The 19,607-nt window shown below is 54.2% G+C and carries 20 protein-coding genes; 8 read left to right on the top strand and 12 right to left on the bottom strand.

All coding sequences use genetic code 11. From position 1 onward, the window contains the following. Window positions 1-82: 82 nt before the first annotated feature. The 3 genes from rpmB to mutM all read left to right on the top strand — a co-directional run bounded on the left by rpmB (window position 83) and on the right by mutM (window position 1,387). On the top strand, window positions 83-319 hold the full coding sequence (rpmB, locus tag SERS4_RS0124990) for a 50S ribosomal protein L28 (RefSeq protein WP_004953342.1): 237 nt from the start codon (window positions 83-85) through the stop codon (window positions 317-319). Between the two features lie 11 nt (window positions 320-330). Next, complete coding sequence (gene rpmG, locus SERS4_RS0124985) at window positions 331-498, top strand: 50S ribosomal protein L33 (protein WP_004392084.1); 168 nt, start codon at window positions 331-333, stop codon at window positions 496-498. A 79-nt stretch (window positions 499-577) separates the two neighbouring features. Next, window positions 578-1,387 carry a bifunctional DNA-formamidopyrimidine glycosylase/DNA-(apurinic or apyrimidinic site) lyase gene (gene mutM / locus SERS4_RS0124980; RefSeq protein ID WP_017894447.1) on the top strand — a complete coding sequence of 270 codons (810 nt, stop codon included), beginning with the start codon at window positions 578-580 and terminating at the stop codon, window positions 1,385-1,387. Here the strand turns inward: mutM and coaD are convergent, their stop codons facing one another. Genes coaD through waaA form a run of 3 tightly spaced genes read right to left on the bottom strand, consistent with a single transcriptional unit; the run spans window position 1,388 to window position 3,928 of the window. Beyond that, window positions 1,388-1,873 (bottom strand): pantetheine-phosphate adenylyltransferase, encoded by a 486-nt coding sequence (coaD, locus tag SERS4_RS0124975; RefSeq protein ID WP_012147511.1) that lies wholly within the window; start codon window positions 1,871-1,873, stop codon window positions 1,388-1,390. It abuts the gene before it with no gap. Window positions 1,874-1,876: 3 nt separating this feature from the next. Continuing rightward, window positions 1,877-2,650, bottom strand: a complete 774-nt coding sequence (locus tag SERS4_RS0124970) for a glycosyltransferase family 2 protein (protein ID WP_017894446.1) — start codon at window positions 2,648-2,650, stop codon at window positions 1,877-1,879. Next, window positions 2,651-3,928, bottom strand: coding sequence for a lipid IV(A) 3-deoxy-D-manno-octulosonic acid transferase (gene waaA, locus SERS4_RS0124965; protein ID WP_012147509.1), 1,278 nt, complete (start codon window positions 3,926-3,928; stop codon window positions 2,651-2,653). It lies immediately after the preceding gene. A 125-nt stretch (window positions 3,929-4,053) separates the two neighbouring features. On the opposite strand from waaA, the gene SERS4_RS0124960 reads away from it, so the two are divergent. Further along, on the top strand, window positions 4,054-5,067 hold the full coding sequence (locus tag SERS4_RS0124960) for a glycosyltransferase family 9 protein (RefSeq protein WP_017894445.1): 1,014 nt from the start codon (window positions 4,054-4,056) through the stop codon (window positions 5,065-5,067). A 31-nt stretch (window positions 5,068-5,098) separates the two neighbouring features. Here SERS4_RS0124960 and SERS4_RS0124955 read toward each other — a convergent pair whose 3' ends face one another. From SERS4_RS0124955 to rfaQ, 3 genes are read right to left on the bottom strand one after another with little or no spacing between them, the layout of a single operon-like run. Next, on the bottom strand, window positions 5,099-6,196 hold the full coding sequence (locus tag SERS4_RS0124955) for a glycosyltransferase (RefSeq protein ID WP_017894444.1): 1,098 nt from the start codon (window positions 6,194-6,196) through the stop codon (window positions 5,099-5,101). A gap of 2 nt (window positions 6,197-6,198) precedes the next feature. After that, the gene (locus SERS4_RS0124950; RefSeq protein WP_017894443.1) at window positions 6,199-7,326 is read right to left on the bottom strand and encodes a glycosyltransferase family 4 protein; all 1,128 of its coding nucleotides are present in this window, start codon (window positions 7,324-7,326) and stop codon (window positions 6,199-6,201) included. Beyond that, window positions 7,323-8,405, bottom strand: a complete 1,083-nt coding sequence (rfaQ, locus tag SERS4_RS0124945) for a putative lipopolysaccharide heptosyltransferase III (protein ID WP_017894442.1) — start codon at window positions 8,403-8,405, stop codon at window positions 7,323-7,325. Before rfaQ ends, SERS4_RS0124950 begins: the two co-directional genes overlap by 4 nt. A gap of 212 nt (window positions 8,406-8,617) precedes the next feature. Between rfaQ and SERS4_RS0124940 the strand changes: the two genes are divergently transcribed. Further along, window positions 8,618-9,574, top strand: coding sequence for a polysaccharide deacetylase family protein (locus SERS4_RS0124940; protein WP_012147504.1), 957 nt, complete (start codon window positions 8,618-8,620; stop codon window positions 9,572-9,574). Between the two features lies 1 nt (window position 9,575). Then, complete coding sequence (locus SERS4_RS0124935; protein ID WP_017894441.1) at window positions 9,576-10,679, top strand: glycosyltransferase family 9 protein; 1,104 nt, start codon at window positions 9,576-9,578, stop codon at window positions 10,677-10,679. On the opposite strand, the gene SERS4_RS0124930 is transcribed toward SERS4_RS0124935, so the two are convergent. From SERS4_RS0124930 to rfaD, 6 genes are read right to left on the bottom strand one after another with little or no spacing between them, the layout of a single operon-like run. Continuing rightward, window positions 10,676-11,662 (bottom strand): glycosyltransferase, encoded by a 987-nt coding sequence (locus SERS4_RS0124930; protein ID WP_017894440.1) that lies wholly within the window; start codon window positions 11,660-11,662, stop codon window positions 10,676-10,678. The two genes, SERS4_RS0124935 and SERS4_RS0124930, sit on opposite strands and share 4 nt — an antisense overlap. Window positions 11,663-11,666: 4 nt before the next feature. Beyond that, entirely contained in the window at window positions 11,667-12,905 is a 1,239-nt protein-coding gene (locus SERS4_RS0124925; RefSeq protein WP_017894439.1) for an O-antigen ligase, read from the bottom strand. 22 nt (window positions 12,906-12,927) lie between these two features. Then, window positions 12,928-14,097 carry a glycosyltransferase gene (locus SERS4_RS0124920; RefSeq protein ID WP_017894438.1) on the bottom strand — a complete coding sequence of 390 codons (1,170 nt, stop codon included), beginning with the start codon at window positions 14,095-14,097 and terminating at the stop codon, window positions 12,928-12,930. Beyond that, complete coding sequence (gene rfaC / locus SERS4_RS0124915; protein WP_017894437.1) at window positions 14,094-15,059, bottom strand: lipopolysaccharide heptosyltransferase RfaC; 966 nt, start codon at window positions 15,057-15,059, stop codon at window positions 14,094-14,096. The genes SERS4_RS0124920 and rfaC overlap by 4 nt, the downstream gene beginning before the upstream one ends. Before the next feature lie 2 nt (window positions 15,060-15,061). Beyond that, entirely contained in the window at window positions 15,062-16,108 is a 1,047-nt protein-coding gene (rfaF, locus tag SERS4_RS0124910; protein WP_017894436.1) for an ADP-heptose--LPS heptosyltransferase RfaF, read from the bottom strand. A 23-nt stretch (window positions 16,109-16,131) separates the two neighbouring features. Next, complete coding sequence (gene rfaD / locus SERS4_RS0124905; RefSeq protein ID WP_017894435.1) at window positions 16,132-17,061, bottom strand: ADP-glyceromanno-heptose 6-epimerase; 930 nt, start codon at window positions 17,059-17,061, stop codon at window positions 16,132-16,134. Window positions 17,062-17,301: 240 nt separating this feature from the next. Here rfaD and kbl point away from each other — a divergent pair, with 240 nt between their 5' ends. Continuing rightward, complete coding sequence (gene kbl, locus SERS4_RS0124900) at window positions 17,302-18,498, top strand: glycine C-acetyltransferase (RefSeq protein WP_012147497.1); 1,197 nt, start codon at window positions 17,302-17,304, stop codon at window positions 18,496-18,498. A gap of 9 nt (window positions 18,499-18,507) precedes the next feature. Beyond that, entirely contained in the window at window positions 18,508-19,533 is a 1,026-nt protein-coding gene (gene tdh / locus SERS4_RS0124895; RefSeq protein ID WP_017894434.1) for an L-threonine 3-dehydrogenase, read from the top strand. Window positions 19,534-19,607 lie beyond the last annotated feature (74 nt).

Raw genomic sequence — 19,607 nt, 5'->3', positions numbered from 1 at the left:
TGCTGAGATGGGCTCTAAAAGCCTGACGAGGCGGCCATACTCTATACGAAGCTCGAGCTGATTTGATTTTTGGAGAATAGACATGTCACGAGTCTGCCAAGTTACTGGCAAGCGCCCGGTGAGCGGTAACAACCGTTCCCACGCAATGAACGCGACCAAACGCCGTTTTCTGCCGAACCTGCACTCACACCGTTTTTGGGTTGAGGCTGAGAAGCGCTTTGTAACGCTGCGTGTATCTGCTAAAGGTATGCGTGTTATTGATAAGAAGGGTATTGAGACGGTCTTGGCCGATCTGCGTACCCGTGGTGAGAAGTATTAAGGAACTGCATCATGGCTAAAGGTGTTCGCGAGAAGATCAAGCTGGTTTCTTCTGCTGGTACTGGTCACTTCTATACCACCACGAAGAACAAGCGTACTAAGCCGGAAAAATTGGAACTGAAGAAATTCGATCCAGTTGTCCGCCAGCACGTGATCTACAAAGAAGCTAAAATTAAATAATTTTAGTGGATTAATAAAAACCCGGCTCAGGCCGGGTTTTTTGCATTCTAAAGGTAGAAAACCGACAGGAGAGCGCCAGATGCCTGAATTACCAGAAGTTGAAACCAGCCGCCGCGGTATTGAACCTTACCTGGTTGGCCATAGTATTCAATATGCCGTGGTACGCAATGCACGCCTGCGCTGGCCGGTCTCCGAGCAAATTCTGGCGTTGAGCGACCAGCCGGTACTCAGCGTACAGCGTCGCGCCAAGTATCTGCTGATTGAACTGGCTAGCGGCTGGATTATCGTCCATCTGGGGATGTCGGGCAGTCTGCGGATGTTGGCGGAGGAAACCGAGGCTGGAAAGCACGACCACGTCGATCTGGTGATCAGCAATGGCATGACGCTCCGTTATACCGATCCGCGCCGTTTTGGTGCCTGGCTATGGTGTGACGATCTGGCGACCAGCAATGTGCTGGCTCACCTTGGACCGGAACCCTTGAGTGAAGCCTTTACCGGTGCCTACCTGTACGAAAAATCACGCAACAAGCGGACGCTGATCAAACCCTGGTTGATGGATAACAAGCTGGTGGTGGGCGTGGGCAATATCTACGCCAGTGAATCGTTGTTTACCGCCGGGATCCTGCCTGACCGGCCAGCAGGCTCGCTGAGCAAGGTAGAAGCCGAAATTTTGGTGGCAACCATTAAGGCGGTATTGCTGCGTTCGATAGAGCAGGGCGGGACTACGCTGCGTGATTTCCTGCAGTCGGACGGCAAGCCGGGATATTTTGCGCAGGAACTGCAGGTGTATGGGCGAGCGGGTGAGCCTTGCCGCGCGTGCGGCACGCCGATTGAGTCCGCCAAGCACGGGCAGCGCAGCACTTTCTTCTGCCCGCGCTGCCAGCGCTGATTATTGCGCGGCGAGTTTTTCGAACAATGCCTGGGTAACTACGGCCGGCAGGAAAGGGGCGATGTCACCGCCGTGGCGCGCCACTTCTTTCACCAGCGAGGATGAGATAAACGACCACTCTTCGGAAGGCATCAGAAACACACTTTCCAGCGTCGGCATCAAATGGCGATTCATGTTGGCCAACTGCAGTTCATATTCAAAATCAGATACCGCACGCAGGCCGCGAACCAGAATATTGGCATTCTGATGAGCAGCAAAATGCGCCATCAGTTCACTGAACCCCAGCACTTCCACATTATCCAGATGAGATGTCACCTGGCTGGCTAAAGCTACGCGCTCATCGAGTGTGAACAATGGTTTTTTACTCGGGCTGGCGGCAATCGCCAAAATGACGTGATCGAACATCAATGACGCACGGGTTACCAAATCCAGGTGGCCGTTGGTCATGGGGTCGAAAGTACCGGGATAAATGGCTTTACGGGTCATGATTCACTTCTCTGAATAGTTGCGGCCCAATGCCCAGAGTGCGGCATATTTATTGAAAGTATATTGCGCGTTGACCACGGCTAACAGCAACCCCTGTTTACCGTCCAGGAAGCCGGCACGCAGCAGCCAGGTTTTGCAGAAGGCGCCAAGAGTGTGGGTCAGGATCGAGAGATAGCCGCAGCGCTTGCCGGCCTGGTGGCGTTGGTTGGCCCATTCTTCGGCATAACGCAGCTGTTTGCGCTGGAAGGCAAAAAAGTCGCGACAGGTCAGATGCAGTAGATCGCCGTTAAGCGGCACCACTTTCGCCCCGTTGGTATTGAGCGACTCATGCACCAGATTGTCGTTATAGCGATAGCGCTGGTTGGCGTACAACCGGTTGACGCGATCCGGGTACCAGCCGCTGTGACGCATAAAACGCCCTAGGAACAGGTTGCGGCGTGCGCAGCTGTAGACTTGATTATCGTCCGGCGCAGTCAACGTTTGTTCAATTGACTGGCGCAGTTCCGGGGTAACGCGTTCGTCGGCGTCGATCATCAGAATATAGTCGTGGCTGGCGTAACTCTGAGCCAGTTGGCGCTGCTTACCAAATCCCTGCCAGTCGACGTGGGTGAATACTTTGGCGCCCAAACTTTCGGCCACGGCGACGCTGTCATCCTGACTGCCTGAGTCGAGCATGACGATTTCGTCTGCCCAGGCTACGGATTGCAGACAATCCGGCAGCAGCCCGGCTTCGTTCTTGGCGATAATCACCACCGACAGACTTTTGCGCGCGCTCACTTAATGACTCCGGGGCGGCAGATGCGGTTCTAACAATTGCAGCAGGCGCTGCAGCGCTCCCTGGTTTTGATACAGCACTTCTACCGCGTGGCGGCCGTAATAGCGGCGATAGTCTTCGTCGGTGAGCAGCGTAGCCACTTCCTTGACCAGCGAATCTTCATCGGTCACGGTGATCAGACCTTCGGCCTGTGACAGCTTGGCGCAGATATCCTTGAAGTTGAAAATATGTGGCCCCATCAGCACCGGGATGGCGTGCGCAGCCGCTTCCAGCGGGTTATGTCCACCGCGCTCCACCAGGCTGCCGCCAACGAAGGCCAGATCGGCAATGCCGTACAGCAGCATCAGTTCGCCCATGGTATCGCCGATCACCACCTGGGTACCGCCGGAAGGGATTTCACCACTGCTGCGCAGGGTGTAGCTGAAGCCGGCTTTTTGCACCAGCTCTTTGGCCGTAGCGAAGCGTTCCGGGTGGCGTGGCACCAGGATCAGCAGCAGGTCAGGGTGTTTTTCCAGTAGTTTACGGTGCGCGGCCAGCAGAATGCTTTCTTCACCTTCGTGGGTGCTGGTGGCGATCCACACCGGGCGACGTGGCGCCCATTGGCGGCGTAACGTGATTGCACGCGCAGCCAGCTCAGGCGTAACGGAAATATCGAATTTCAGGCTGCCGGTTACAGTCAGTTGTGAACGTTTCAGGCCAAGTTCGACAAAACGTTCGCCATCTTCCTGATTTTGCGCGGCGATCAACGTAATGCGGCGCAGCATATCGCGCACGAAACCGCCGATTTTTTTATAGCCTGCGGCAGAGCGGGCGGAAAGTCGGGCGTTGGCAATGACCAGAGGGATCTGACGCTGATGCAGGGCGTTAATCAGATTGGGCCACAGCTCGGTTTCCATGATGATGACCAGCTTGGGGTTCACCTGATCCAGAAAACGATGCATCGAGCCTGGCAGGTCGTAAGGGAGATAAACATGATGAACGTCTTTACCGAAGGCGGACTGCACGCGTTCTGAACCAGTCGGCGTCATGGTGGTCACAGTAATCGGTAAATAGGGGTAGCGGTGGCGCAGTGCGCGGACCAACGGGATGGCCGCCAGCGTTTCACCCACGGAGACGGAGTGCAGCATGATGCCACCCGGTACGACTTTTCCGGCGCAGAAGCCATAGCGTTCTGCCCAGCGTTTACGGTAGGCTGGAGCTTTGCGGCTGCGCAACAGTAAGCGGAGCCAGATCAGGGGTTGGATGAGGTAGAGTAGTACCTGATATAAACGCAGCAACATTCTATCAATTTCATTTATATGGGTTATTCAGAATAGTACCATAACTGGAAGGGAAAGGCGCTAATTTGGTAACCTTGGGTGTCAGTTTCAGACAACAGGCGAGAGATTTCGCTGATAGGCTTGGAATGAAGAATATTTTAATTATTCGCCGTGACAATATTGGCGATCTTGTTTGTACCACTCCGCTGATCGAAGGGGTGAAAATTGCCTATCCGGATGCCAAACTTTATCTGTTAATCAATAAAGTCAGTCAGGATGTTGTTAAAAATAACCCGCACCTTGAAAAGGTCTTCGTCTATAAAAAGGCAAAGCACAAGGCGAAAAATGAAACCACGTTGGGGGTTTATTTCGAACGCCTGATGATTTTTCTTAAACTGCGTAAAATAAAATTTGATGCGGCGATCCTGGCCAACCCGGTTCCCTGCAAGTACAGCCTGCGATTGGCAAAAATGGCGGGGATCGGCAATATTATTGGTGCAGATTTGGGTACGCCTGAGATTCATCATCCTTTTCGTAAGGAGAATTTCAGCGGCAAGCATCAGGTAGAGCACACCTACAGCTACCTTTCGGCGATTACTGACCAGCGCATTCCTATCCCCCCGGTGCGGGTGTATCTGACGGCTGAAGAGCGCCAGCGGGCGGCGCAGCGTTTGCAACAATGCCTGCCGCCGGTCGAGCGAGTTTTCGCGGTTCATATCAGCAGTCGCAGCCCTAAACGGCGTTGGCCGATCGAGCGCTATGCCGAAATTATCAACCGCTTACTCGCCGAACAGAATACGGCGATACTGATTTTCTGGTCGCCTCAGGGCACGCTAACGCCGGATGATGTCGGCGATCAGAAACGCGCAGAGCAGTTGTTGGCGTTATGTCAGAGTGAGCGCGTGGCGCTGTACCCAACGGCGTCGGTGCGTGAACTGCTGGCCGGTTTTGATTTATGCGACAGAGTGCTGTGCAGCGATGGCGGGCAGATGCATCTGGCGGCGGCGTTGAATAAAGATATGGTGGTGTTCTTTGGCGATACGGATAAAGAATCCTGGCATCCATGGTCTGGACGCTATCAGATTCTGCAAACCGAATCGGGCGACTGTATTGATGTTCCTGTGGAAGACGTCTGGAAAAAAATACAGACACTAAATTAATTAACTATAAGGCAGGGATCCCCTGCCTTATTTATTTCTTGAGTGCCAGGTATTGCTGACAAATAGGCTCTAGTCCATAGCTCAACAGTTGTTGGTAATTAATCTCTGGTGGGTTGGCATAAATGTCTGCCATTTTCTCCGCCAGTGATTTTTCATTAAGTTCCGCCAGTGCGTTATCCATTCCCGCTTTTTCCAGAATTTCTGCAGGCCCGCCGGGGCAACGGGTGCTGACCACCGGAGTACCACAGAGTAGCGCTTCCACCAGCACGTTACCAAAGCCTTCGCTGTCGGAGCTAAGTACCAGCAGTGATGCGTGCCGAATAAACGGGTAGGGATTGGCCTGGAAGCCGAGGAACAGTACTCGATCTGCGATACCCAACTGGTTTGCCAGTTGTTTCACTTCCCCTACGCTGGCTTCACTGCCGGTGCCGATCAGTGCCAGCGGGGCTTGTATGCCCGATTGGGCATAGGCCTTCAACAGCCGATCGTGCCGTTTGTGCGGATGAAAGCGCCCGACATGCACCAGATAATCTTTGCCTGCCAGCTCACAGGGTTCCGCCGCCTGCTGCTCGATGGCGGCAATATCAAACGGATTATTGATCACCGCCAATCGGTTTGGGCGGATCGGCAAGTTCTGCTGCAAATCGTCCCCCACGGCTTGCGAGACGGCAACGATATTTCTGCCCTGGTAAACCTGGGTGATTTTCCGTTGTTTCAGCCAACGATCCAGCCCCTTGCGGTGGCCCAGATAGGAGGTCGACAGGATACCGTGAATGCAGAACCACAGGCGGTCTGACGAGAGCAACTTGCTGCGGCTAACGATGCGATCGGTTTTATGCAGGTTGGAGAACACCAAGTCATAGGCACCCTGTTGGCGTTCATTGTCGGCGATCGCCCGATCCAATGCGGCGGCGCGGCGCGACAGTTCGGTCAGTTTACGCCATGGTGAGCGGCTATGGTCTGCGACCACCTGATAGTGAATGCCGGAGGGAATTGGATAGTTACAGACGTCGCGCAATGAAATCAGGCTGACGTCATGGCCCATTTGCTGCATTCCCTGGCACAGGGTCAGCACCACTTTTTCAGCGCCTCCGCCTGGCAGGCCGTCGATAATCATCAGAATACGCATAGTTAATCCAGCAGCCGGTTATAAAGGGAGATCAGCTGTTCCGACAAGCGTGCCGGGGTAGCCGACATGATACGCGCTCTTGCTGCTTCACCCATGGCGGAGCCCAGGGCCTGGCGTGGTAGCGCTACGATCGCCGCGACCAGCGCGGGGACATCAAGGGCATCGGTAACAAAGCCATTTTGCCCCTGAGTGATAAACTCCGAGCCGCCGCAGGTGGTGCTGGTAATGACCGGCAAACCGCAGGACATGGCTTCCAGAATAACGTTGGGGAACGGATCGTACAACGTGGGCAGCAACAGCGCATCGGCGGCCTGATAGAACGGCAGCGTTTGTTTCTGCACCCCCATAAATCGCACCCGATCGCTGCAGCCCAGTGATTGCGCCAGCGCCTGATAACGCTTTTCCGCCTTATCCTTGCCTACCACCAGTAGATAGCTGTCGGTCGCCGCGACGGCACGGATGGCAGCGGCCAGCCCTTTGCGTTCAAAACCGGAACCGACAAAAACCAGGCAGTGAGCCTGCTGCGGGATCTGATACTGCAGACGCAACTGCTGGCGCAATTCGGCATCGGCGGGCGGAAATTTTTGATTATCAATGGCATTGTAGATCACCGTGATTTTATCGGCGGGGACTCCGAAGTCATCAATGATTTCCTGCTTAATCATTTCGGCATTGCAGATAATGGCCTTCAGCTCCGGCGCAGCGTACATTGCCCGTTCTGCACACATCACGTAACGGTGATAGCGATTGGAGAACAGCCATTTACGACGCCACTCCGGCAACAAACGAGCCCGCTGCAGTAACCAACGGCGATGCACGCCATCACCGGCGCGGTAAATATCGCAGCCTGGGATGCGTTCATGGCTTTGCACCAGATCGAAGTTTTCTTTCTGCCACAGTGCTCTGGCCGCTTCGGCAAAGCCACGTTCACGGCTGATGCGGCCGAATTTTAGCGGGTTACACAGGTGGATATGCCAGTTTGGATTGGCGTCACCCTGCCATTCACGGGTGATAACGTTCAGGTCGAGGTCCTGTTGTTCCAGCGCCTCAAGGGCGCGGGAAACGAAACGCTCAGCGCCACCGTCCGGGCGGTATTTTTGGCGAACGATCGCCAAACGAAATGCTTTCATGAAAGCTGGCTCCGCGCGGCTGCAATCACCGCGTCTGTAGGAATAAGGTCCAGATAACGTTCATCGGTGCCGGTATTGATGGCGTCCGGATCGGGTAAGTCCCCGTAGTCTCCGGCCCATATTACGTTGCCAATCACCTGCCAGGGGCGCCAGAACACCAGTTTGGAAGGGCCAAACAGCGCTATGCAAGGGGTCTGTAGCGCCGCGGCCATGTGCATAGGCACCGAATCTACGCCGATAAACAGTTTAGCGTGGTCGATCAGGGCGGCAAGTTGCCTCAGCGTCAGTTGACCCGCCAGCGAAATTACGCCCTGTGGCGGGCAGAGTGCCAAGATGCGCTCCACCATTTCACGTTCTTTTGCGTCCGGCCCGGAGGTGACCACCAATTGGTGACCATCGGCCTGTAACGCGCTGATAGTAGCCGCCATTTTTTCTTCGCTCCAGCATTTGAAGAACCAGCGGGAAGTGGGTTGCACCACAATAAAATCACCGCTAATGCCCTGTTGCTGCAACAACTGTTCGCAGGTCTGCCAGTCCTGCGGCGGGTAGCCCATGGTCACCTGTTGGCTAATATTTGGCAGGTTGAGTGGTTCTAACAGTGACAGGTTCTGTTCAACCGTATGCAACCGGGCGTGATCGCTCACCGGTACCAAATGGGTATGACAATGGCGCCATAAGAAGCCCTGACGTTTGGGAAAATCGAAACCCAGACGAATACGCGCGCCGGTCAGCCTGGAGAGCAGGGCACTGCGCCACTGATCGGCCAGATTGACCACCAGATCGTAACTTTGGGCCTTGAGCTGCCGAATCAGGTTAAGTTCATGGCGCAGATGCGCTTTAGTGCCCTGTTTTTTCCACTGGCGATCGATAGCGAAGATGTTTGTCAGAGCCGGGTGGCTGGCCAGCATCTCCTGGGTTTCTTTATACAGCAGTACGTCGATCTGCGCCTGCGGGTAATTTTGCCGCAGGGTATTGATGACCGGTGTGATCAGCAACATGTCGCCGTGGTGGCGAAGTTTAACGATCAAAATACGCTGTATCGAGGTATCAGGAGCAAGGGCTGGCGCGTCGTTCATCATGAGTCGCTTTCAGGGAAACCAATCTTTGATTCTAAATGACCCGATCGCATGTGGCTACTGTTGCTCGGTTTTCTTGCCGTGAAGCGAAAAAATAGCCTGGGGGAGTGACAAAAGGCCTTCAACGTTGTCCAAACCAGGCAGCGAAGTCGTTTGCCCTGGCGAAACGCCCTGCGTAACATAATGTATATCTATGGATATCAGGCTTTCTATTTATGACCAAACCGGCATTTCTCATCACCATTGATACCGAAGGCGACAATCTGTGGCAAAACCACGATCGTATTTCGACCGAAAACACGCGCTTTTTGCCGCGCTTTCAGGCGCTGTGTGAGAAATATGGCTTTAAGCCGGTGTACCTCACCAACTACGAAATGGCGGTGGATGCAGAGTATGTCGAGTTCGCCCGCGATGTGATTGCGCGTAATACCGGGGAAGTTGGCATGCATCTGCATGCCTGGAACAGTCCGCCACTGACGCCATTAACCGACGACGACTGGCGACATAAACCCTATCTGATCGAATACCCGGCCGATCAAATCCGCGCCAAGGTCGATCATATGACCAAACTGCTGGAAGACAGCTTCCAGACCAAGATGCTCAGCCACCGTGCCGGGCGCTGGGCTTTTAATGAATACTATGCGGCTTTGCTGCTGGAATATGGCTATCAGGTGGATTGCTCGGTGACGCCGCGAGTTAACTGGCAATATTCACCGGGTAATCCACAAGGTAACGGCGGTACCGACTACCGTAACTTCCCATCGCAGGCCTATTTTATCGATCCGGAAAATATTGCCAGGGCGGGTTCCTCACCGCTGCTGGAAGTGCCGATGAGCATTCAGTATAAGCATTCGGCACTGATGAATACGTTAAAGCAGGGTTACGATAGCCTGCGTGGCAAACAGCGTTCACCGTCGGTCCACTGGCTGCGGCCCAGCGGCGGTAATCTGGAAAAAATGAAGTCGGTGGCGGAGCAATGTCTGGCGCAGGGGCATGACTACGTTGAGTTTATGCTGCACTCGTCCGAGTTTATGCCTGGCGGCAGCCCGACCTTTAAAACGCAGCAGGATATTGAAGTGTTATATCGTGATTTGGAGCAGCTTTTTGCCTGGCTGCAGCAACGCACGGTGGGTATGACGTTGGCCGAATATTATCAACTTAAAGTGAACTGACATGTCGAAAAAATGGAAAATTAAGGTCGCGGATTGGTTTTTGCGACGCTATACAGCAAAGTCCGACCGCTTCCAGGATAAAGCGACTTTCGACAGTCAGCTGCAGTTTGACAATATCGTTATCTATTCCACCACGGCGCTGGGTGACTTTATGTTCAACACACCTGCGCTGCGTGCGATGCGGGAACGCTACCCTGATGCACATATTACGTTGGTGGTGCATAAAAAGAACCAGGAACTGGTAGAGAACGGCCGCTATTATGATCGGGTGGTGTACTGGGATAGCAAAATCAAAACCATGCGCCCATTGCTAAAATCATTGCGTGAGCATCGACCTGACCTGGCGTTGATCCTGCACTCACATCTGCCGTATGACATTATTAGCGCCGTTTTATCCGGGGCTAAATATATTATCAGGGATAACTACAGCTCAGGTATTTGCGGGCTTGAACCCTGGCTGACCAACTATATCTTCCATTACTACGGCCACTTTATTCGTCGCAAGCTGGAGCTGATTTCAATTCTGGGCTGCCGTAGCGATGATCCCACTATGGAAATTCCAGCGCCCTACCAGCCAGGTGTCAAAAGCAGTGAGCACTGTACGATTGGATTCCAGCTTGGGGCCTCTACCGAATCACGTTGCTGGCCGGTTTCGCATTTTGTCCGGCTGGCCGACGAACTGGTGGCCAGGCAGGCCAACGTGCGTATTGTACTGATTGGCGGGCCTTTTGATGAAGGGAAAGCGCAGCAATTCCTGAGCCAGATCAGTCCTGAAACCCGGACATGCGTCGACAATCAGATTGGTAAAACGGGGTTGCAGGGGCTGCTGACGCTGATCGACAGCTTCCACGTGTTGATCACCGGCGATACCGGACCGTTGCACCTGGCGGTGGCGCTGAAGGTAAAAACCATCAGCCTGTTTGTCACCGCCGATTCACGCTCTACCGGGCCGATTCAGGATCTGGAACTTCATCGGATCATTCAGGTTTCCCGCACCGGCTATACCATGCCGCTGGAGGCGGAAAGCCCGATGGGGGTGATCCAGCCACAGCGCATTTACGCCGAAGTGGTGGATCATCTGTCGTTGGATAAAGCGCAGCTTTAGCCGCGCTTTATCCATTGCCAGCGGATTTTTGACACGCAGGTATCGATCCAGGCGTACTGCATTTGTCGGATTTTCTTATGCGGTACGCCGCTGTTGCTACAGACTTCAGCCAGGCGCTTGAAGGTGCGCAGCGCTTCCGGCTCATAGTGATAGTAACCGTACAGCGCTTTCGACATCCCTCTGATTTCTGAAAAACAGTTCCCGAGCATCAGAGCCGCCAACTGGCGCAGTGGCTCGTCACCTCGGTGCTGTTCGACAAAACTCAGCATTTTCCCCGTCGCAAAAAGCATGTCCTCAATATCCTTGGGTTTGATATTGCGGGTGATCCCCTGACTGTTATCTCGATAGAAATAGAGCACGTGGTCGAGATGAGCAATTTTGCGCGTCTTGAAATATTGAAAAGGCGTGAAAATGACATCTTCATAGCGTCGACCGTCTTCGAATCGGTCACCTTCCAACAATGAGCGTCGATAGACACGGCTCCACAGGTGCCACATTGAGTGGGCAAATAACGGAGTGAGACAGGCCAGGCCCTGGCCAGCAAAGTCATAAGTGCTGCTGCGGATCGCGGTGCCAACAGGTTGTACCGGCGGACTGTCAGTAAACTTCTGATAATTAAAATCGATCAGGTCGTCTTCGTTTGCCAGCAGCAGTGGCCGCAGAATGGCCAGATAGTCGCTGCTCAGCAAGTCGTCGCCGTCGAGGAAGGTGACATAGCGCCCGGTAGCCAGCTGCAAGCCGACGTTGCGGGCGTAGGCGATACCGCTATTTTCTTGCGAAATAAAGACCACCTGGGAATGCCGGCGTTCGGCTAACAGTTGGCGCACCAGCGAGGCGGAATTGTCGGTTGATCCGTCATCAATGATGACCACCTCGATATCATCGCCGATCTGGTTAAACAGCGAGCTCAGGCTGGCAACGACGAAATTTTCGTTGTTGTAAAATGGCACGATAACGCTGAGCAGAGGCGGCGATGAGTTCATGAGGTTAATCCTGAGCGACCGACGTTTTTTTCACTGAAAGCACGCTGGCAACGATCGCCAGGCAAAAAATCGCCGTACCTTCAGTGCTAAAGAATATGACGTCACTGAGCCCATAAACAAACAGGCTGAAGGTCACACCCAGCAACAGTGCATTGCGGTGAGGCTTTAATGAGGAAACAAATAAGCCGATGTAGAGCGCCAGTAAAAACAGGCCCCCCCAGACGCCTTTGAGCGAGTAGGTCTCCAGCAGCTCATTGTGCATATGTACATTGATATAAGGCATTACGCCGGCCAAATGCGGTTGGTGTAAGACCATGGCGCGAATTTCTTCTCCACGCTGCTCGGCAGATTGACCCAGCGGCGCCGCTGAACCCGTATGTATAGCGGCAATTTGCATTGAAATACGGGAAATAATTGAGTTCTCAGTTTGAGGTTGATCGATCAATCGCAGGTCGGTTTCAAATGCGGCAATTCGCTGTTCAATCTGTGATTTGAAGACCAGACCACTAGCGAGCAGCAACAGCGGAACCGAGGTTATCAGCAAAATTTTGTGCTTATGGGAAATCAGGTGTTTTGTCGCCAGTATCGACAGGCCTACCGCAACCGGATAGACCAGCATTGCCGCCCGTGTACCGGTCAGCACCAGTGTGGAAAAGGTGATCAGGAAGCCGAAGATATACAGCGGAATGCGGTATTTCGTTCGCAGCATCAGAATCGCCTGCAGCATGACCAGGTTGATGGCGGTAATCAAATAAGCGGCAACGGTAGCGCGATCGAAGTTAATCTCTACACGGCCAATATCCAGCCACAACCCCTGATAGAGGGAATAACCGTTGACCGCAATACCCGCCACCAACGCAATAATAATAAATGCGCGCTGCATGCAAAGGCGCTCATTTAGCGCGATGAGCAGAATAAAAGCGGTGGCGATCTGCAACTTGCCGGTCGACATGTATGAGCGGTAAATATTGATGTACTCGCCCGGTTGTTTGAAGTGCTGCAACCAGAAAATGCTTCCCATGCCTACGCAGAAAAACAGAACGGGCACGATAAGGTTTCTTTTGTTTTTAAAGTAATACTTCAGGTTTAAACAGACGGCGATAAATGAGATATAGCTGGCGACATAAAAAAGATTGCGCCCGGTGTCGGAACCGAAGGGGATAGTACAAAATGCGATAGAACATCCCAAATAGATCAGATAACTGAAGACAGGGTGCGGTGTGGTTTCTTTGAGTAGTTGCATGGGGCTATGTTTCCGGCTCACATTACGATTGGGTAATAAATGACTTCAGCGCATCGTCAAATTCTGTTTTGAACATAGCGTAGCTGAAATGTTCGGCCGGGTAACGTTGCGCATTTTGACTCATGATTTGATAGGTTTCTGGCACCATCAGCCTTTCCACCGCATCCGCGCACTCAAGGTGTGACAGCAGTTTCGGCGTTACCAGGGTATCGCTCAGCGGATCGTAGACATCGTGAGGGAAATCCACCAGGATGCCGGTCAGGCGTTGATGTTCTTCAATCGTCACCGAAGGCGTTAGCCCAATGCCGCAGCATCCGTCTTTAATTACCTCGGGTTGGCCATCGACCTGCGGGAAAATCACCGGGACGCCGAAATATAACGATTCCATACAGGATAAACCGAAGGGTTCGGTGATCGGCGTACTCATATAGATATGCGTGCGGTTGAAGAAGTCGGCGACGTTATCCTGAAAGCCGCTGAAAGTGACTTTATCACCCAGCCCAAGTTTCTTGGCCAGGGCTTCAAATTCTTCCCTGTCGGGTCCCTTGCCAGCAATTTCCAGAGTAACATCATGCCCACGACGCAGCAGTTCTTGCATCATCAGCAACGACACGCTGATGCCTTTCAGGCTGACCAGACGCGAGGCGGTACCGATCCTGATCGGTTTACTGAGCGGTTTCAGGTTATCGCTGATACCGGAGGGCGTTTTCAGCCGATTGATCACCACGTGATTCGGGCAGGGCAAATTAAAGCGCAGTTCCATCACCCGTTTTGAGGCAAATGAGGCCGAGATCACCCCGTCCAGCATGGCGAGAAAACGTAAGGTCTTTTGATTCTTTGGGTAGCGCCATGAACAGCCGTGATCGTAGTAAACCAGCTTGCCGCGTTTCGGTTTGGCGGCCAGACCGGGCACCAGGTCCCAAACGATCACCACGTCGGCGTTAGCCCGCTCGATTTTTCTTTTCAGCAGGTATTTGCGCAAAAATTGCGGGCAGCGTAGTGGCAGTGAGTTGATCAATCGATTGGCAAAGGTGACTTTCTGGCCAGGCATTTGCCGGCGAATCTCTTCGCCGATTTCACTGCTGATACAAATCACCTCGTTGCTGCCGTCGCTGGTGTCGTTGATGTACTGCAGGAACAGGCGTTCAACGCCCCCCATTTTCCCTAAATTGATAACATGCAGCTTTTTCATCCAATAACCTTTTGCAACTCTGCCCAGACTGCGTCGGCGGTGAGGGTCGCCATGCTTTTTTCTGGGGAAATCAATGAGTGTTGATTCTGACCGTAACCACCGATCAATCCTGGATCGGTGGGGCCGAACAGCGTGATGTTCGGCCTGTCTAGCGCGGCGGTTAGGTGGCTGAGGCCGGTATCAACCGAGACTACGCATTTCGCACCGGCCAGCACTTCGGCCACCTGCTGCAGGCTGAGCTTGGGTAAAACCTCCACCTGTGGAAAGCCTTCCGCCAGACGCAGTGCGCGTTGACGCTCGTGCTCTGCGCCCCACGGCAGTTTGATCTTCAAACCGGTTGGCTCAGTTAACGCAATCAGCGCACGCCAGTGTGTTTCCGGCCAGTGTTTCTCATCGCGAGTGGTAGCATGTAAAAACACCAGATACTGGCCGGCATCGGCCGGCAGATGGCTGAGAAAACGGGCCGCAATGGCGTAATCGCCGACGCTGTCGGGTTTTTCGTAGCCCAGGCTTTTGGCGAACAGCTCGCGCGTACGCTCAACGGCATGTTGCTGTTTGTCGATATCGTAGCGGTGGTTGTAGAACCAGCTGGCGAAGGGCTCACGGGCACTTTTGCTGTCCTGACCGTGTTTGCTGCCTTTGGCGATGCGGGTGATCAGTGCGGCGCTTTTGATTAGCCCCTGGGCGTCGATCACCGCGTCGTAATTTCGTTCCTGCACCACACGTTTAAAGTCGCAGCGTTGCTGGCGAGTTTCGCTGCCAAACCAGTTTTTTCGCCAGCGGCGGATTGCCACCGGGATCACGCGGTCTACCGCCGGATGCCAGGTGGGAATTTGGCTGAAACCTTCCTCTACCACCCAGTCAAAGCGAATGCCGGGGATCGCCCGCATCGCGTCGGTTAACGCCGGCAGCGTATGGAGCACATCTCCCATGGAGGAAGTTTTTACAATCAACACCTGCATGTTTATTCCTCGCTGGCGGCAAGTAACGGCGTCAGCGCGTCCAACACCTGCTGTGGCTGAATATCGATCAGGCTCTGATGGTAACCCTGATCGGCATCGCCTTTGCGTATCTTATGGTAACCGCTAATTAATCGGATCACTTTGGCCTTGTCGGACAGCGGCGGCGTGAAGTCCGGGCTGCTTGGGCCGTACAAGGCGATCAGCGGCTTATTCAACGCGGCTGCTACGTGCATCAAACCGGAGTCGTTACTGACCACGGCCGAACAGGAAGCCAGCAGGATCACCGCTTGCTCAAGCTGGGTTTCCCCGGCCAGATTCATGCAAAAGCCACGGGAGTCATCATCCAGCGCGGCCCGTATCTGCTCACCCGCTTCATTATCCTTGGCGGAGCCAAACAGGGCGATTTGATAACCCCGGTCGATCAGCTTCTGCGCCAGAGCGGCATAGTGATAATGTGGCCAGCGTTTGGCCGGACCAAATTCGGCACCGGGGCAAAAGCCGATAATCGGCCGATGGTCGGTCAGGTTGAAGGCGGCGGTAGTTTCGGCAATCTCTTCGTCGCTGACCTGCAGTTGCGGCCACAGTAGCGGCTGCGGCAGATCTTCGGTGCGCTGAATGCGTTGTTTATCGTAGGCCAGTGCCACGTAACGCTGCACCATCAGCGGGAAGGCGGCTTTGTCCAGCAAGCGAATATCATTCAGCACGCCATAGCGCATTTCCCCGCGCCAGCCGGTGCGTTGCGGCACCTTGGCAAAGAAGGGCACCAGCGCAGATTTGAATGAGTTTGGCAGCACATAGGCGCGATCGTAGCCGTTGGCTCGCAGGGCATGCCCCAGTTGTCGACGTTCACCGAGTGCCAGCGCACCGTGGCCCAATGGCATCGACAGGGCCTGATTAACCTCTGGCATGCGCGCCAGTAATGGACGACACCAGGCCGGTGCCATCACATCAATTTCTGCCGTCGGGTGCTCGGCCTTCAGGGTGCGGTAGAGACTTTGCGACATCATCATATCGCCAACCCAAGAAGGGCCGATAACCAGTATTTTCATACCCTACGTCAAATCCCTTCAGCTTAAGCGGTGCGGTTCAACCAGGCCATGTACTCTTTCACGCCTTCGGCGACCGTTTTGAACGGTGCGTCATAGCCGGCAGCGCGCAGCTTGGTCAGGTCGGCCTGAGTGAATTCCTGGTAGCGACCCTTCAGTTTTTCCGGGAACGGAATGTTTTCTACCGCACCTTTCTGGTGGAAGTCGACCACGGCATCGGCGACCGCCTGGAAGGTTTCCGCACGGCCGGTGCCGCAGTTGAAGATGCCGGATACGCCGCTTTTCAAGAACCACAGGTTCACTGCCGCCACGTCGCCGACGTAGATGAAGTCACGCTTGAAGTCCTGGCTGCCGTCGAACAGTTTTGGGTTCTCGCCACGGTTGATCTGGCCGTTCAGGTGGAACGCCACGCTGGCCATGCTGCCTTTGTGGCCTTCGCGCGGGCCGTAGACGTTGAAGTAACGGAAGCCGCAGATCTGTGATTCTGCCTCAGGCAGAATTTCACGGACATATTGGTCGAACAGGAATTTTGAGTAGCCGTAGACGTTTAGCGGTGCTTCAAATTGGCGCTCTTCGATAAATTCTTCGCGGCCGCCGTAGGTGGCAGCAGACGAGGCATACAGGAACGGGATCTCGCGTTCCAGGCAGTAGTGCAGCAGGTCTTTGGAGTACTGATAGTTATTGTCCATCATGTACTTGCCGTCCCACTCGGTGGTGGAAGAGCAGGCACCCTCATGGAAGATGGCGTCGATTTCGCCCAGATCGTCACCGGCAATGATGTTGGCGATGAAATCTTCTTTATCGATATAGTCGGCGATATCGAGATCGACCAGGTTGGCGAATTTGGTGCCGTCTTTCAGGTTATCTACCACCAGGATATCGCGATACCCTGTGTCATTCAGCGCCTTAATGATATTGCTGCCGATCATGCCGGCGCCACCAGTGACGATAATCATTGGGTTACCCCTGTTATTCTGCCCGGTGGGACAGGCTGTCCCACACACAATGTCGCTTATAATAGCATTTCATGTCGCCGCAAACATCGGACGGGCTCCGAATATCCCGCGTTGTCGAGTGCTGCAGCACTTTGCCGTGATATCTGCTGCAATTTTCATATTCTCTCCCGCAGATTCTCGTCAGTTTGGTTACAAATCAGTAAAATATGTTGAAAACAGACCAATCCTGGAGATAACCGAATGTCCGCGTCTTTTTATCAGCAGTTGGAACAACAACTTGAGACCACCCGCAGCGAAGGTTTGTTCAAAGAAGAACGCATTATTACCAGCGCTCAGCAGGCGGATATTGCCGTTGCTGACGGCCGCCATGTGATCAACTTCTGCGCCAACAACTATCTTGGCCTGGCCAACCACCCGGCAATGATTGCGGCAGCCAAGGCCGGTATGGACAGCCACGGTTTCGGCATGGCGTCGGTACGCTTTATCTGCGGCACCCAGGACAGCCATAAACAGCTGGAGCAAAAGCTGGCCGATTTTCTCGGCATGGAAGACGCCATTCTGTACTCCTCCTGCTTTGATGCCAACGGCGGGCTGTTCGAAACCCTGTTGGGCCCGGAAGACGCGATTATCTCCGATGCGTTAAACCATGCGTCGATCATTGACGGCGTTCGCCTGTGCAAGGCGAAGCGCTACCGTTACGCCAACAACGACATGACCGAACTGGCCGCGCAGCTTGAGCAGGCGAAAGCCGACGGCGCACGCCACATTATGATCGCCACCGACGGCGTGTTCTCAATGGACGGTGTGATCGCCAACCTGAAAGGGGTGTGTGACCTGGCGGACCAATATCAGGCGCTGGTGATGGTCGATGACTCCCACGCGGTCGGTTTTGTCGGGGCCAACGGGCGCGGCACCCACGAATATTGTGAAGTCATGGGTCGCGTCGATATCATTACCGGCACCCTGGGTAAGGCATTGGGCGGCGCTTCCGGCGGTTATACCGCAGCGAAGAAAGAAGTGGTGGAGTGGCTGCGCCAGCGTTCGCGCCCCTATCTGTTCTCCAACTCGTTGGCACCGGCGATCGTTGCCGCCTCGATTAAAGTCCTGGAACTGCTGGAGCAGGGCGACGCATTGCGCGACCGCCTGTGGGCCAATGCCAGCCTGTTCCGTGAAAAAATGACCGCGGCGGGCTTTACGCTGGCCGGGGCCGATCACGCCATCATCCCGGTGATGTTGGGTGAAGCAAAACTGGCGCAGGAATTTGCCAATGCGTTGCTCAAGGAAGGCATTTATGTAACGGGTTTCTTCTATCCGGTGGTGCCGAAAGGCCAGGCGCGCATCCGTACCCAGATGTCCGCCGATCATACCCCGGAGCAAATTGAACGTGCGATTGCGGCGTTCATTCGTATCGGCAAAGATCTTGGCGTTATTGCATAAGGTAAAACCATGAAAGCATTGTCAAAACTGAAAGCGGAAGAAGGGATTTGGATGACCGATGTGCCTCAGCCGGAGCTGGGCCATAACGACATCATGATTAAAATCCGTAAAACTGCGATTTGCGGTACCGATGTTCATATTTATAACTGGGATGAATGGTCACAGAAAACCATCCCGGTCCCTATGGTGGTTGGCCACGAATATGTGGGTGAAGTGGTTGCCATCGGCCAGGAAGTCAAAGGCTTCACCGTGGGTGACCGCGTTTCCGGCGAAGGCCATATCACCTGTGGCCATTGCCGTAACTGCCGTGGTGGCCGTACGCACCTGTGTCGCAACACCACCGGCGTGGGCGTGAACCGTCCTGGCTCATTTGCTGAATATCTGGTGATCCCGGCGTTTAACGCCTTCAAAATCCCGGACAATATTTCCGATGAGCTGGCATCCATCTTCGACCCGTTCGGCAATGCGGTTCACACCGCGCTGTCGTTTGATCTGGTGGGTGAAGACGTGTTGGTTTCCGGCGCCGGGCCGATCGGCATCATGGCGGCGGCGGTGTGCAAGCACGTTGGTGCCCGCCATGTGGTGATCACCGACGTTAACGAATACCGTCTGGATTTGGCGCGCAAAATGGGCGTGACCCGTGCGGTGAACGTCAGCAAAGAAAACCTGAACGACGTGATGGCCGAACTGGGCATGACCGAAGGGTTTGACGTTGGGCTGGAAATGTCCGGTGCGCCACCGGCGTTCCGTACGCTGCTCAACTCAATGAACCACGGCGGGCGTATTGCCATGCTGGGTATTCCGCCGTCGGATATGTCGATCGACTGGAATCAGGTGATCTTCAAAGGGCTGTTTATCAAAGGGATTTATGGTCGTGAGATGTTTGAGACCTGGTACAAGATGGCGGCGCTGATCCAGTCCGGTCTGGATCTGACACCTATCATCACCCACCGTTTCTCAATCGACCAGTTCCAGCAGGGCTTTGACGCCATGCGTTCCGGCCAGTCCGGCAAAGTGATTCTGAGCTGGGATTAGTTTTTAAATCCGGGTTTGATGTGGGTAAAAGGGCCGGAATTTCCGGCCCTGAATGACGTGGTCAGGTGATTAAC

The organism is Serratia sp. S4, assembly GCF_000347995.1.
In the GTDB taxonomy this organism is placed as follows: Bacteria; Pseudomonadota; Gammaproteobacteria; order Enterobacterales; family Enterobacteriaceae; genus Serratia; species Serratia quinivorans.
Note: the sequence above shows the minus strand (reverse complement) of the source record. Positions and strands in the feature narration are given on the sequence as shown.

Bases quoted from the DNA above. Each gene is read 5' to 3' on its own strand.
- rpmB (WP_004953342.1), top strand. From the start codon at position 83: ATGTCACGAGTCTGCCAAGTTACTGGCAAGCGCCCGGTGAGCGGTAAC.
- rpmG (WP_004392084.1), top strand. From the start codon at position 331: ATGGCTAAAGGTGTTCGCGAGAAGATCAAGCTGGTTTCTTCTGCTGGT.
- mutM (WP_017894447.1), top strand. From the start codon at position 578: ATGCCTGAATTACCAGAAGTTGAAACCAGCCGCCGCGGTATTGAACCT.
- coaD (WP_012147511.1), bottom strand. From the start codon at position 1,873: ATGACCCGTAAAGCCATTTATCCCGGTACTTTCGACCCCATGACCAAC.
- waaA (WP_012147509.1), bottom strand. From the start codon at position 3,928: ATGTTGCTGCGTTTATATCAGGTACTACTCTACCTCATCCAACCCCTG.
- SERS4_RS0124960 (WP_017894445.1), top strand. From the start codon at position 4,054: ATGAAGAATATTTTAATTATTCGCCGTGACAATATTGGCGATCTTGTT.
- SERS4_RS0124955 (WP_017894444.1), bottom strand. From the start codon at position 6,196: ATGCGTATTCTGATGATTATCGACGGCCTGCCAGGCGGAGGCGCTGAA.
- SERS4_RS0124950 (WP_017894443.1), bottom strand. From the start codon at position 7,326: ATGAAAGCATTTCGTTTGGCGATCGTTCGCCAAAAATACCGCCCGGAC.
- rfaQ (WP_017894442.1), bottom strand. From the start codon at position 8,405: ATGATGAACGACGCGCCAGCCCTTGCTCCTGATACCTCGATACAGCGT.
- SERS4_RS0124940 (WP_012147504.1), top strand. From the start codon at position 8,618: ATGACCAAACCGGCATTTCTCATCACCATTGATACCGAAGGCGACAAT.
- SERS4_RS0124935 (WP_017894441.1), top strand. From the start codon at position 9,576: ATGTCGAAAAAATGGAAAATTAAGGTCGCGGATTGGTTTTTGCGACGC.
- SERS4_RS0124930 (WP_017894440.1), bottom strand. From the start codon at position 11,662: ATGAACTCATCGCCGCCTCTGCTCAGCGTTATCGTGCCATTTTACAAC.
- SERS4_RS0124925 (WP_017894439.1), bottom strand. From the start codon at position 12,905: ATGCAACTACTCAAAGAAACCACACCGCACCCTGTCTTCAGTTATCTG.
- SERS4_RS0124920 (WP_017894438.1), bottom strand. From the start codon at position 14,097: ATGAAAAAGCTGCATGTTATCAATTTAGGGAAAATGGGGGGCGTTGAA.
- rfaC (WP_017894437.1), bottom strand. From the start codon at position 15,059: ATGCAGGTGTTGATTGTAAAAACTTCCTCCATGGGAGATGTGCTCCAT.
- rfaF (WP_017894436.1), bottom strand. From the start codon at position 16,108: ATGAAAATACTGGTTATCGGCCCTTCTTGGGTTGGCGATATGATGATG.
- rfaD (WP_017894435.1), bottom strand. From the start codon at position 17,061: ATGATTATCGTCACTGGTGGCGCCGGCATGATCGGCAGCAATATCATT.
- kbl (WP_012147497.1), top strand. From the start codon at position 17,302: ATGTCCGCGTCTTTTTATCAGCAGTTGGAACAACAACTTGAGACCACC.
- tdh (WP_017894434.1), top strand. From the start codon at position 18,508: ATGAAAGCATTGTCAAAACTGAAAGCGGAAGAAGGGATTTGGATGACC.